This window comes from Mariniflexile litorale (assembly GCF_031128465.2).
GTDB lineage: Bacteria > Bacteroidota > Bacteroidia > Flavobacteriales > Flavobacteriaceae > Mariniflexile > Mariniflexile litorale.
This window is the reverse complement of record NZ_CP155618.1, coordinates 882,558-896,337: the sequence shown is the minus strand read 5'-3', so window position 1 is coordinate 896,337 and position 13,780 is coordinate 882,558. Positions and strand designations below refer to the sequence as shown.

The following is a 13,780-nucleotide window of genomic DNA, read 5'->3' as shown; positions in this document are numbered from 1 at the left end:
TATTATAAACCTGACCGCAAAATTTAATAATTTACGTTTCGGTTTTATGTTTTTAAATTCTATATATGTAATTCATTCTTAATAATGGACGTTTTTTATCTCATGTTAAATTTACTGCTAATTGAAGAGCCCTCTATGGGGGGCAAAATTATTCTTGGAATTTTGTTAGCTGTGCTTCTCGGACTTATTTTTTATTATGCCTTTAGAATGATAGAGATGGGTTATGTCTTGAAACAAAGAAAACCATTGTATAACCATTTATACTTCCGGTTAAACCGTTTAAATCAAAAGCAAAAAAATATTCTACAACAACAGTTTTCTTTCTATAAAAAACTTAGTGCTACAGAAAAAAAACATTTTAATCACAGAGTATCATCCTTTATTGCTGATAAAGATTTTATAGGTAGAGATGGATTGGTCATCAATGAGGAGATAAAGGTTTTAATATCAGCCACTGCGGTTATGTTGACTTTTGGTTTTCGTGATTTTTACATAGGTGTTATTTCTAAAATTATTGTGTACCCTAAAGCATTTTATTCTAACACAAATAAAGCATATCATAAAGGGGAGTTCAACCCTAGATTTGAAACGTTAGCGCTGTCTTGGGAAGATTTTTTAAAGGGTTATAGTAACGCTACAGACAATATCAATCTAGGAATACACGAATTTACACATGCCATTCATATTAATAGTATGAAAGAGCAGGATGTTAGTTCTACTATTTTTAGTGATTCATTTAAAGAATTGTCTGAAATGATTTCTGAAAGTGAAACATTAAGAAATAAATTAATGGCGTCAGACTATTTTAGAAAGTATGCATTTACTAATCAGTTTGAATTCTTAGCTGTAATTATTGAAAACTTTATTGAGACGCCCCACACCTTTAAAACACAGTTTCCTTATGTATATGGTAAAGTGAAACAAATGCTGAATTTTTCTATAGCAGGCTATTAATTCTTTACATGATTTTTATCATACTTTTTTAGGGTCTCATTTTATAATTTTAGTGTCAGTTAAAACTAAAGTTGAAAAGTCATGATACGTAAAGCACCAATTTCAATGATAATGACCGAGCCCGTTATTACACTCAAAAAGAAGGATAGCTTAGAAACAGCAGAACGACTTTTTAAAAAACACCATATACGACATATACCCGTAGTTAACGATAACGTTGTTGTGGGTATGTTAAGCTATACCGATTTACTTCGTCTCAGCTTTGCTGATGTTACAGATAATTCAGATTCAGGTGCCGATGCCATGGTGTATAATATGTTTATCATAAAGCAAGTAATGAAGAAGCATATAATAACGGTTTCAACTTCAAATTCAATAAAAGATGTTGCAGAGATATTAGCAAGTAAAGAGTTTCATGCTTTACCTGTGGTGGATAATAACAAACTAGTTGGTATTGTAACAACTACCGATCTTATAAAATATTTACTAAAACAATTTTAAATAATTTAAATGATGAATAATATGATCCAAAATAATCCAGTTTCAGAGATAATGGTGAAAAACATTATAGCCTTAAAAAGAGGAGATAATTTAGAAAGAGCAGAAATGCTTTTTAATAAATATAAAATTAAGCACATCCCCGTAGTTAGTTCAGATGTGGTAATTGGTATGTTAAGTTTTTCAGATTTATTAAAAATTAGTCTTGCTGAAATAACTGAAGACGAACATAATGTAAATACTATTGTGTATAATACATTCAAAATAGAGCAGGTTATGAGTAAAAACATCGTAACTATCCATAGTGATACTACAATAAAAGAAGCTGCCACTATTTTAGCTGAAAGAGAATTTCATGCACTACCAGTTGTAGATGAAGGCGTTTTGGTGGGTATCGTTACAACTACCGATTTGTTAAATTACTATATAAAACAATACTAAGAATTGGCAATAGTTTTTAATTCTTTAATTGTTTCAATTTGATTGTTGCTTTTAAAAACAAAACTACCAGCAACTAGAACATCGGCACCAGCATCAGCAAGTGCTTTGGCATTACTTGTAGTTACACCTCCGTCAATTTCTATAATGGTCGAAGCACCTTTGCGGGTAATTAATTCTTTAAGTTGTTTTACTTTATCATAAGTGTTTTCAATAAAACTTTGACCTCCAAAACCAGGATTTACACTCATAATAAGTACTAAATCGATGTCACAAATGGTGTCTTCTAAAAGATTTACATTTGTATGCGGATTTAATGAAACTCCAGCTTTCATGCCTTCAGCTTTAATGGCTTGTAAGGTTCTGTGTAAATGTGGACAGGCTTCATAATGAACCGTCAAAATATCGCTTCCTAAGTCAGCAAATGTTTTGATGTATCTATCAGGGTCAACAATCATCAAATGCACATCAACTGTTTTTTTAGTATGCTTAGTTATGGCTTGAAGCACAGGCATTCCAAAAGAAATATTAGGCACAAAAACTCCGTCCATTATATCAATATGAAACCAATCAGCTTCACTTTTGTTAACCATTTCTATGTCGCGCTGCAAATTTCCGAAATCAGCGGCTAGTAAAGAAGGAGCGATTAATTTTGAAGTCATTTCTTAAAAAATTTAATTTTAAAGCAAAAATAAATTAATTAATACCGAATGCTACTAATATTATAAATTAATTGAAAAAATTCTCAATTGTTTTTAGAAATAAGGCAGCATTAGTAAAGCTGTTAATTGTTGGAGAATTCAAATAAGTTTGAAGCCCCAATAACGAGTCGATGCTTTTAATGGTGTTATAACCAGTGCCAAAATCTTTAAATGAATACGATTTTATAGTAGTATTTAGTATTTCATTAATTTGCTGGTGTCGGGGATCTTTCTTAATAGAAAAATATAGATTATCTAAAATGGTTTCTGGACCTTCTCATATTTGAAAAAATTTATCATTTTTAGCAATTAATACCCCTTTGATATGATGCTTATTATTGTGTAATCTAATTTTGTGAAACAACATGTCTAATTTTAAATTAGAGATGTTTTGGGTATATATACTGATGTAGCAGATTGTTTTAATCATTAATAAAAAAAAGTAATTACAGTTTAAAGAAAATAAATTTAGGATGAAGAGGGATAAAAAATAAACCCCCGGTAATCAGCCGGGGGTTCTTTCATCAATCAAAAAACGAACAGTTATGTGTAACTGTTTGTTACTGTAATTTAGTCGTAATAGTTAATGAAAAATTACTAACCTAAATATGTTTTTAATATTTTACTTCTAGAAGTATGTTTCAATCTTCTAATAGCTTTTTCTTTAATTTGACGTACACGCTCACGAGTTAAATCGAAAGTCTCACCAATTTCTTCTAAAGTCATTGGGTGTTGGTTTCCTAAACCAAAATATAGACGAATAACGTCTGCTTCACGAGGTGTTAAGGTTTCTAAAGCACGCTCAATTTCAGTACGCAAAGATTCGTGTAATAACTCTCTATCTGGATTTGGAGATTCACCACTATTCAATACATCATATAAGTTAGAATCTTCACCTTCAACTAAAGGGGCATCCATACTTACGTGACGACCAGAATTTTTCATAGACTCCTTAACATCGTTAATAGTCATATCTAACTCTTTTGCAATTTCTTCAGCACTTGGTGGGCGCTCATGACTTTGCTCTAAAAATGCAAATGTTTTATTAATTTTATTAATAGAACCAATTTTGTTTAGAGGTAAACGCACAATACGTGATTGTTCAGCTAAAGCTTGAAGAATCGATTGGCGAATCCACCAAACAGCATAAGATATAAATTTAAAACCACGAGTTTCATCAAAACGTTGTGCGGCTTTAATTAAACCTAAATTACCTTCATTAATTAAATCGGGTAATGTTAAACCTTGATTTTGGTATTGCTTAGCTACCGATACAACGAAACGTAAATTAGCCTTAGTCAACTTCTCTAAAGCAGCTTGGTCGCCAGCTTTAATACGTTGTGCTAATTCTACTTCTTCGTCTGCAGTAATTAAGTCAACTTTACCAATTTCTTGAAGATATTTGTCTAACGAGGCGGTTTCTCTGTTGGTAACCTGCTTCGTAATTTTAAGTTGTCTCATCTAAAGTTTCCTGTGAATTAAAAAATGAATATTGTTATTCAATAGTTATACGTAAGAACATTAAAAAATGTTACAAAAATTTTTAATTATTTTACATTATTTTTAATACAAAGAGACCATATGGAGTCTATGCTATTCATTATGTTTTAATGTCTAAAGAAAATAAAAAGATGATTGACCTCAGAAAATGCTGAGTTTATCTTTTTGAAATATTATCTTAAATCTTGATTAATGTTTTGTTATTAAGATTGATAGACTCTAGCATATCTTGAGTGAAGGCATAGTGCCCTCGCGCTGTAATAAGTCTGAAACGAGACGATTTTAAAGTGCTTAAGGTGTTAAGAAATAGCCATTTAGATTTTAATAGATTGGGTTTCTCAGATTTTAAACTTAAATCAAAATAATGCTTTCTGCCTTCTTTTTCAGCAACAATATCAGGGGTAATGTTAATATTGCTTCCTGCTTTATTGTAAGATTTAGGTGTTTCATAACCTTCTGTATCGGCTTTTATATTTTCAAAACCGTGGTTTTCTAAATAAGTGATAGAATTCTCTAAAATGTCTGTGTATTTTGCCTTGTCTTCGTATATCATAGCTTATAATATACTGAAAATAAGGAGAAAAGCAAATTTTTAACAAGCTTTAACGTTCATAAAATCAAAAAGCCTCACAAATTAAAAATTGTGAGGCTTTAAATTTATAAGATTATAAAAAACTTAATCGTCTTTTCTATCTTCTCTAGGTTTTCTGTCGTCACGACGGTTATCGCGTCCACGATTGTCTCTACCTCTGTTATCACGTCCACCACGATCATTATTCTCTCTTGGTGGTCTTGCTACATAACCTTCTGGTTTATCTAACAAGGCTTTACGAGATACTTTTTCTTTACGAGTTTTTGGATCAACTCCAAAATACTTCACATCAAAAACATCTCCCATGTTTACAACATCAGAAACATTTTCTGTTCGTTCCCAAGCTAGTTCTGAAACATGTAATAAAACTTCGTTTCCTGGAGCATCTGCATATTCTACAACAGCACCAAAATCAAGCATTTTAATTACTTTAACTTGATAAGTTCCACCAACAGTTGGTTTAAACATTAACGAATCAATTTTAGCTAAAACGGCATCAATACCTTCTTGGTTAGTACCTAGAATTTCAACAATACCTTCTTCAGTAACTGGGTCTTCATTAATAACGATAGTGGTCTTGGTAGCTTTTTGTAATTCTTGAATTACTTTTCCACCAGGTCCAATTAATGCACCAATAAATTCGTTTGGAATAACACGAGTCACCATTTTTGGAGCGTGAGGTTTCACGTCTGCATTTGGTGCCGTTATTGTTTCAGCAATTTTACCTAAAATATGTAAACGACCAATACGAGCTTGTTTTAATGCATTCACTAAAATCTCATAAGGCAAACCTTTGATTTTAATGTCCATTTGACATGCTGTAATACCTTCTGTAGTTCCTGTAACTTTAAAGTCCATATCTCCTAAGTGATCTTCGTCACCTAAAATATCAGACAATACAGCGTAACGATCCCCATCAGAAATTAATCCCATAGCAATACCAGAAACAGGTCTTATCATTTGAACTCCAGCATCCATTAATGCCATAGTACCAGCACAAACCGTTGCCATTGAAGAAGAACCATTTGATTCTAATACTTCAGATACGACACGCACTGTATAAGGGCAATCTACAGGAATCATTCCTTTTAATCCACGTTGTGCTAAGTTTCCATGACCAACCTCTCTACGAGAGGTTCCTCTTAATGGTCTCGCTTCACCTGTACAAAAAGGAGGGAAGTTATAATGTAAATAGAATGTTTCTTCACCTTCGTAAGATGGCATATCTATTTTATTTGCTTCTCTTGATGTTCCTAAAGTAACGGTTGCTAATGCTTGCGTTTCACCTCTAGTAAAAATAGCAGAACCGTGTACAGATGGTAAATAATCTACCTCAGACCAAATAGGTCTAATCTCATCTGTTTTACGTCCGTCTAAACGTAAACCTTCAGCCAAGGTTAATTCACGAACAGCTTCTTTTTCAGCTTTACTATAATAACCGCTAACAAGATGACCAAATTCTTCCATCTCTTCTTCTGTAAAAGACGCTTTAACTTCTTCTTTTACTTCAGCGAATGCTTCACCACGTTCTGCTTTAGAAGTTCCCTTCTTAGCAATAGCGTAACATTTATCGTAAGCTAAATCATGTATTCTTTTAGCTAGTTCTTCGTTTTCTTCTGCAGTAGCGTATTCACGAGTTTCTTTTTTACCAAAAGCTTCTGCTAAACGTAATTGAGCAGCAATTTGAAGTTTAATAGCTTCGTGAGCAAACTTAATGGCATCTGCCATTTCTTCCTCAGAAATCTCGTCCATTTCACCTTCAACCATCATAACAGAATCGGCTGATGCTCCAATCATCATATCAATATCAGATTCTTCTAATTGAGCACGTGTTGGGTTAATAATAAATTCACCATTAATACGACCCACTCTAGCTTCAGAGATTGCGCATTCAAACGGAAAATCAGATAACTGAATGGCAGCAGAAGCAGCTAAACCAGCCATAGCTTCTGGCATAACATCATCATCATGAGACATTAACTGAATCATTACTTGTGTTTCAGCATGGTAATCTTTAGGGAATAATGGACGTAAAACACGGTCAACAAGACGCATTGTTAATACTTCACCATCACTAGGTCTTGCTTCTCTTTTAAAGAAACCACCAGGATAACGTCCAGAAGCAGCAAACTTTTCTCTGTAATCTACCGTTAAAGGTAAAAAGTCAACATCACTTTGCTTATAGTTGGAAACAACAGTACACAAAAGCATACATTTTCCCGATTGTACAACAACAGACCCATGAGCCTGTTTTGCTAATTTTCCGGTTTCGATGGAAATTGTGCGTCCATCACCAAGGTCTATAACCTCTTTAAAAACTTTTGGAATCATAAATTTTTTTAATTCTAATTAAACAATGGTCGTTGCGTTGTTGTGTGTAGTTGTTGTGTGTGACCAATGAAAAACAATAATAAGCTTCTTCAATTCGAATTTTTATACTCCTTTCGATAGAGTTGTTTTATATGGGCGTTACCCTTTCAGGTCGGGCTTTTCGTTACAATCTTTTGCAAAGGCAAAAGGATTTTCACTACAATCCCTAACGCAAAAACAAAAAAGAGGCTGAAAAGCCTCTTTTTTTATTTTCTTAATCCTAATTCTTTTACTATCGCACGATATCTTAAGACATCTTTCTTAGTTAAGTAATCTAGTAAGCTTCTTCTTTTACCTACTAATTTTACTAATGAACGCTCTGTGTTATAATCTTTACGATTCTTTTTTAAGTGTCCAGTTAAGTGGTTAATTCTGTAAGTGAATAATGCAATTTGTCCTTCTGCAGAACCAGTGTCTTTTGCATCTTTACCATGTTTTGTAAAGATAGTTTCTTTTTCTTTTTGATCTAAATACATGCTAATATTGTTGTAAATAATTTTTATGTACACGAAAGCCTTTCTTTCGAACTGCAAAGATAGTAATTTATTATGAGTTAGCAACGCGTCTTTTTCTCCAAATTTTCACTACATTGACGTAATATAATTTTTACTTATTTTTCAATGGAAAGAATAATAGGAGATGCATTAGATGCTAATTTACTCCCAGATATTTTTAATAATGCTTACCACGGTATTGCTGTAGTAGGGTTGGATGGTAAGTGGTTGTTAGTAAGTAAAAGTTTGTGCGATATTTTAGGTTATACAGAAAGTGAACTTTTACAACTTAGCTTTGATGAAATAATACATAAGGACGATTTAAAAATTGATTTAAGAAAATTAAACAAGCTTTTTAAAGAGGATGTGAAAAGCTTCAAGATGGAAAAACGTTATTTTAAAAAAAACGGTAATATGGTTTGGGCACAATTATCGGTGTCTTTGGTAAAAGATAAAAATAATAAGCCTAAATATTTTATCTGTCAAGTGCAAGACATTACAGAGCAAAAGCAAGAAGAACAAGAAAAGGAAATAATAGCCAATTTTGTAAAAGAACAAAATGAAAGGCTTTTGAATTTTTCTAGAATTATAACTCATAACTTAAAAACACATGGAGGTAATTTAATGACACTGTTAGGATTTGTAGAAGATGAAATGGATGAAATTACAACAAATGATAGTTTTTTATTTTTAAAACAAGCTATTTGTAATTTGCAAGAAACCGTAACTCATTTAACCGAAATAGCTAAATTTTCTAAATATGATACTGCCGAATTAAAAGCGCTTAATTTACACGATTTTGCTGTTAATGCTATCTGTAATGTAAGTTCATTGGCTAGAAATAGTAATTGTGTTATTGAAAACAACATACAAGACACATTGCTTGTAACAGGTATCGAAGCTTATTTAGATAGTATTCTACTCAATTTATTAACAAATGCCATTAAATATAAGTCAGAGGATAGAGATGGTAATATTTTATTGAGTACTAGGTTAGAGGCCGACTTTGTGGTGTTAAGTGTGAAAGACAACGGTTTAGGTTTGGATTTAGAGGCTTGTGGTAGTAAGTTGTTTTCGCTTTACCAAACTTTTCACAAAAACAAAGATTCTCGAGGGGTGGGGCTGTTTATTACAAAAAATCAAATTGAATCGTTAGATGGTAAAATTGAAGTTAAAAGTGAAGTGAATATAGGGTCTGAATTTATAATTTATTTAAAAAACACACAAAAAGAGATAGCTTAAAACATAAAAAAACCTGCTTAATTTTAAAAACAAGCAGGTCAGAATTTTTATGGTATATTAAATCAAGCCCTTAAAGGCTGATTTAAAATTAAATCTAAATACAAATTGACTTTATTCTTTAAATCTTTTCTTAAGGTGATAAAATCTAAGAAACCGTGTTCTAATAAAAACTCTGAGGTTTGAAAACCTTCAGGTAAATCTTTACCAGTAGTATCTTTAACAACACGAGGTCCTGCAAACCCAATTAAAGCGCCTGGTTCTGCAATATTAATATCGCCTAACATGGCAAAAGAAGCGGTAGTGCCTCCTGTTGTTGGGTCGGTGCATAATGATATGTATGGAATATTGGCGTCTGCTAATTGTGCTAATTTTACCGATGTTTTTGCTAATTGCATTAGTGATAATGCCGCTTCCATCATGCGAGCACCTCCCGATTTAGAGATGATCATCAAGGGTACATTATTTTTTAGAGAATAATCTGCGGCACGAGCGATTTTTTCACCAACAACACTTCCCATGGAACCACCAATGAATGCAAAATCCATACAAGCTATAACCAAGTTTTTTCCTTTAGATTTCCCAACACCTACTCGAATGGCATCTTTTAATTTGGTTTTTTCTTGTGCAGCTTTTAAACGATCTGGATATTTTTTGGTATCAATGAACTTTAATGGGTCTTTAGATTCTAAATTAGCATCTAGTTCTTTAAATTTATTATCATCAAAAAGAATTTCGAAGTATTCTTTACTTCCTATACGAACGTGATATCCATCTTCGGGACTTACATAAAAGTTTTTTTCAAGCTCTTCTGTATCGACAATTTTTCCAGTAGGAGATTTGTACCAAAGTCCTCTAGGGGTATCTTTCTTTTCCTCTGTTGTAGTTGTTATTCCTTTTGTTTTTCTTTTAAACCAAGACATAATGATTTATAATTTTTAGATTTACGATAGGTTTAAAAAACCTTACATCGATAATTTGTGTTAAAGCTTATTGTTATATTCTTTTTAAGAAACACATAGTGTGGAAATTAAAAAACTAAAGCAAAAAGCCTGACTACAAAATTAAGGCTTTATTTTAATTTAGTAGTAAAGCCATTCTTTTTTTATTAAAGGAATTATTGTTATAATTGTTTTTATAGGTTTTATTATTAAAATCTATAAATGAAAAATCCTGCGTGAAGCAGGATTTTTATATATGATAAATACAAGGAATTATATACTATAGTGTATTTACATTGTTAAGGTCTTCGAAAGCCTTTTTTAAACGATTTACAAAAGTAACTTCGCCTGCACGTAACCAAACACGTGGGTCATAATGTTTTTTGTTTGGAGAATCGCTACCATCAGGGTTGCCTATTTGAGCTTTTAAATACTCAGATTTTTCACCCATATAATCACGGATACCTTCCATAAATGCATATTGTAAATCGGTATCTATATTCATTTTAATAACACCGTAGCTAATACCTTCGCGGATTTCTTCAACCGTAGAACCTGAACCACCATGGAATACAAAATCGATATGGTTATGGCCTACGCCATATTTCTTAGAAATATAATCTTGTGAATTTTTCAAGATTTTTGGAGTTAATTTCACGTTTCCTGGTTTGTAAACACCATGCACATTTCCAAAAGCTGCTGCAATAGTAAATTGATCACTCACTTTACTTAACTCTTCGTAAGCATAAGCAACTTCTTCTGGTTGTGTGTATAATTTAGAATCGTCTACATCACTGTTGTCTACACCGTCTTCTTCACCACCTGTAATACCAAGTTCAATTTCTAAAGTCATTCCCATTTTGCTCATACGCTCTAAATAGGTTTTGCAAATCTCGATGTTTTCTTCAATTGGTTCTTCCGAAAGGTCAATCATATGTGAACTAAAAAGTGATTTTCCTGTTTCAGAAAAATGTTTTTCACTAGCGTCCAATAAACCATCAATCCAAGGTAAAAGTTTTTTTGCACAGTGGTCTGTATGTAAAATTACTGGAACACCATATGCTTCTGCTAAAGTATGTACGTGTTTTGCTCCAGCTATAGCGCCTGCAATAGCGGCTTTTTGACCATCGTTATTTAGGCCTTTTCCAGCATTAAATTGAGCACCCCCATTTGAAAATTGTATAATTACAGGCGCATTCAATGAAGCAGCAGTTTCTAATACACCATTAATAGTGTCTGAACCTATTACGTTTACAGCAGGTAAAGCAAATCCTTTTTCTTTTGCAAGTTTAAAAATGGCTTGTACTTCTTTTCCTGTAGCAACGCCTGGTTTTATATTATGTCCCATAATTATTAAATTTTAATTTTTGTAAGTTCCAAAAGTAATCAATTTTTAAAACATTTTTGGTGTTTTGGTTGTTTGAAAACACTAAAAATGTACTAAAACGTTATAGTTTGAAATGAATAATTTAGATATTAAAAAGGATAATTAATTCCAATGTTGTAAACAGCATTAGAAAAGTTATAGTCGTTAAACCAACGATTTTGGTCTTGGTAAGAAGGATCGTAGGTTTTAAACCCAATATCAAAACGGAATATGAAAAAACTAAAATCGTAGCGCAAACCAAAACCTGAACCAACAGCAATATCTTTTAACGAGTTAAAGTTTGAAAATGTGGCATTTTCATTGGTAACATCGTCTAGTACATTCCAAATGTTTCCAGCATCAACAAAAACAGCACCATTTAATTTGCCAAAAATATTAAAGCGTTGTTCAACGCTTAAGGCTAATTTTAAGTTGGCCTCATTATACTCGTTACTAGACTCCGAACTTCCAGGGCCTAAGCGGTAGGCCGTCCAAGCTCGATTATCGTTGGCGCCTCCAGCAAAAAAACTTTTAGAAAAAGGAATGTTGTTAGAGTTTCCGTATGGTATCGCAATTCCAAAATAACTTCTAGCTGCTATTATGTTTTTTTTACCTAAACTCCAATGCTTAACATAGTCCAATTCGGTTTTTACAAATTGTGAATAGGCTACATTAAAGAGTTCGTAACGGTTATCGGTGTTTTTTTTAAGACCGATAAGGTCAGATGCGCTGGAAAGTAGATTTCCTGCCAATTCTAATTTAAAACGGAAAATCGAGAAATCTTCATCAAATAAATTAGTGCGTTCGTCGTTTGTTAAACTGAAACTGGAAGATAATATTAAGTTGTTTTCGGTTAAACGCTGTTTGCGTTCGTTTATACTAGAAACGGACTTATAATCATCATCAGTTGTATTTAAAGAAGTGTTATTATTTAACACATCACTTATAAAAAGATCTGCTTCGTTTACAGAATTGTCAGAGTTTGGTATATTTAACTTCGTATCCTCATCAATATAATTTATGTCTTTAGCAATTTGATTAAGTACATCAAATGAATTGTCATATATTCTAAAATAATTTTCAATATTTAAATTTCTAACATATTGAATATTAAAAACATTCAGGCTGTTGGTTACTTTAGCAGAAGGTTGCCAATTATAATTAAAAATACCCGTAAAGGTTTGTTTGTCTAAACCTATATTGGTTTGACTGGTTGTTGCTAAACTTATTCGGGTACTTGGCGACATGTATTTTGGGATGATTTTTTCAGTATTAAAAGGAAAAAAGAATCGTGGAATTGTTAATTTTAAATCGGCACCAATTTCATTGATATCAAAAAAAGGATCGTTAATGTTGTTTTTGTCAACTGAAGCGCCAATAGCTCCAATAATTGAGAATTCTAAAGTTTCAGCACCTCTAAAAACATTTGTAATCATCAAACTAGGGTTTAATGAAAACCCGATTTTTTGAATATTACTTGTAGAAGCATCGGCACTAAAACTTAAACTAAATTTTTTCAATGGCGTTAATCTAATGGTGTCAGTAAGCGTATTGTCTTCATTTTCTATATATTCAATATTGGGATATTTAAAGGTCCGTAATTCGTTAATATGTCGGTAAGTTAACGTTCGGTCGCTGTCTTTAAAAATAGTATTTGGTGTAATAAAAATAGCATCGGTTAAAGCCTTAGGGCGATATTTTATTTTATTATAACCAAAAATCTTGTAACCTTCATATATTATGGAATCTTGAAAAGGTTTATTTCTGTTTTCAAAAGTGTAATCGGTTATAATATTAACATCTTTAATTTTATAAATATCAAAAGGAACACGCTTAACAGAATCTTGTGTTCTCACAGCTCTATTTTGAATTTGAACTTCAATATTTACTTTTTTATGCGTACCAATAGTATCCATTTCAAATGTGATATAATCTTGATTGAAGTGATAAACACCAGAGTTTCGTAATTCGTTAGAAATACGTTCGCGTTCTTGTGCAAAATTGGAAGATCTATATTGATCGTGACTCTTAATTACAGTGTTTTTTTTTGTTTTTTGGTATATAGAATCAACAATGGGCGATTTTATTTTTTCTGAAATTGTATCTAAAGAAAAGGGCGTGCCTGTTTCAACGTGATATTCTACATCGGCACGTTTGTTTTCGTTTTTGTTTATGTTGTAAGTTGCTCCAACATCAAACCATCCGTTATTTATATAGTAAGCTTCCAGTCTTTTTACAGATTTTATAGCTTTGTCTTCACTAACAATTACAGGTGCTTCGCCTGTTTTACGCAGCCAATTATTAAAGCCTAGTGAGGACTCTTTTAATTTGTCTAACTGTTTTTTAGATAAGCGTTTAGTTAATCGTTCTTTTCGTTTTGGGTTTTTGTCTAACCAAACGTCAAATAAGGAATCCTTATTTGGGCGTGCTAAATTGTATATATGTAAACGCAAAGGAGTTCCAATAATGGGGATTTTACTATTGGGTTCTTGGTATAACAAATTATTTATTGTTTCTGTTTGGTCTTTTTTACCGTTTACTAAAACAGTATTATTGGTAAGTAAATGTTCATTTTCGGAAACTCGTTTTACTGCATCGCAAGATATTAAGTGTGCCGTAAATATTACTAAAAGTGTTATTTTTGAGAATTGTAGTTTCAAATGAAATAAAAATTAATTCAGGTTAAA

12 protein-coding genes and 1 pseudogene are annotated in these 13,780 nt (G+C 32.1%); 4 read left to right on the top strand and 9 right to left on the bottom strand.

Annotation, left to right across the window (positions count from 1 at the left end; translation table 11 throughout):
• Positions 1–102 precede the first annotated feature (102 nt).
• The 3 genes from QLS71_RS03570 to QLS71_RS03560 all read left to right on the top strand — a co-directional run bounded on the left by QLS71_RS03570 (position 103) and on the right by QLS71_RS03560 (position 1,893).
• The gene (locus tag QLS71_RS03570; protein ID WP_308990542.1) at positions 103–954 is read left to right on the top strand and encodes a zinc-dependent peptidase; all 852 of its coding nucleotides are present in this window, start codon (positions 103–105) and stop codon (positions 952–954) included.
• Positions 955–1,035: 81 nt separating this feature from the next.
• Positions 1,036–1,455 (top strand): CBS domain-containing protein, encoded by a 420-nt coding sequence (locus QLS71_RS03565; protein WP_308990541.1) that lies wholly within the window; start codon positions 1,036–1,038, stop codon positions 1,453–1,455.
• Between the two features lie 9 nt (positions 1,456–1,464).
• Complete coding sequence (locus QLS71_RS03560) at positions 1,465–1,893, top strand: CBS domain-containing protein (RefSeq protein ID WP_308990540.1); 429 nt, start codon at positions 1,465–1,467, stop codon at positions 1,891–1,893.
• On the opposite strand, the gene rpe is transcribed toward QLS71_RS03560, so the two are convergent.
• The 6 genes and pseudogenes from rpe to rpsO form a co-directional block, all read right to left on the bottom strand.
• Positions 1,890–2,552: a ribulose-phosphate 3-epimerase gene (rpe, locus tag QLS71_RS03555; RefSeq protein ID WP_308990539.1), complete on the bottom strand. Its 663-nt coding sequence runs from the start codon at positions 2,550–2,552 to the stop codon at positions 1,890–1,892. The two genes, QLS71_RS03560 and rpe, sit on opposite strands and share 4 nt — an antisense overlap.
• 67 nt (positions 2,553–2,619) lie before the next feature.
• Positions 2,620–3,021, bottom strand: a pseudogene (locus tag QLS71_RS19210) (BLUF domain-containing protein).
• 167 nt (positions 3,022–3,188) lie between these two features.
• Positions 3,189–4,052: an RNA polymerase sigma factor RpoD/SigA gene (locus QLS71_RS03550; protein ID WP_100610046.1), complete on the bottom strand. Its 864-nt coding sequence runs from the start codon at positions 4,050–4,052 to the stop codon at positions 3,189–3,191.
• Between the two features lie 217 nt (positions 4,053–4,269).
• Positions 4,270–4,644 (bottom strand): hypothetical protein, encoded by a 375-nt coding sequence (locus QLS71_RS03545; RefSeq protein ID WP_308990538.1) that lies wholly within the window; start codon positions 4,642–4,644, stop codon positions 4,270–4,272.
• Between the two features lie 123 nt (positions 4,645–4,767).
• Complete coding sequence (locus QLS71_RS03540; RefSeq protein ID WP_308990537.1) at positions 4,768–7,014, bottom strand: polyribonucleotide nucleotidyltransferase; 2,247 nt, start codon at positions 7,012–7,014, stop codon at positions 4,768–4,770.
• 245 nt (positions 7,015–7,259) lie between these two features.
• Entirely contained in the window at positions 7,260–7,529 is a 270-nt protein-coding gene (rpsO, locus tag QLS71_RS03535; RefSeq protein ID WP_308990800.1) for a 30S ribosomal protein S15, read from the bottom strand.
• A gap of 144 nt (positions 7,530–7,673) precedes the next feature.
• Here rpsO and QLS71_RS03530 point away from each other — a divergent pair, with 144 nt between their 5' ends.
• Positions 7,674–8,789: a PAS domain S-box protein gene (locus QLS71_RS03530; RefSeq protein WP_308990536.1), complete on the top strand. Its 1,116-nt coding sequence runs from the start codon at positions 7,674–7,676 to the stop codon at positions 8,787–8,789.
• A 62-nt stretch (positions 8,790–8,851) separates the two neighbouring features.
• Here the strand turns inward: QLS71_RS03530 and accD are convergent, their stop codons facing one another.
• The 3 genes from accD to QLS71_RS03515 all read right to left on the bottom strand — a co-directional run bounded on the left by accD (position 8,852) and on the right by QLS71_RS03515 (position 13,753).
• Positions 8,852–9,709, bottom strand: coding sequence for an acetyl-CoA carboxylase, carboxyltransferase subunit beta (accD, locus tag QLS71_RS03525; protein WP_308990535.1), 858 nt, complete (start codon positions 9,707–9,709; stop codon positions 8,852–8,854).
• A 298-nt stretch (positions 9,710–10,007) separates the two neighbouring features.
• Positions 10,008–11,075 carry a class II fructose-bisphosphate aldolase gene (fbaA, locus tag QLS71_RS03520; RefSeq protein WP_308990534.1) on the bottom strand — a complete coding sequence of 356 codons (1,068 nt, stop codon included), beginning with the start codon at positions 11,073–11,075 and terminating at the stop codon, positions 10,008–10,010.
• A gap of 128 nt (positions 11,076–11,203) precedes the next feature.
• On the bottom strand, positions 11,204–13,753 hold the full coding sequence (locus QLS71_RS03515; protein WP_308990533.1) for a BamA/TamA family outer membrane protein: 2,550 nt from the start codon (positions 13,751–13,753) through the stop codon (positions 11,204–11,206).
• Positions 13,754–13,780: the final 27 nt, after the last annotated feature.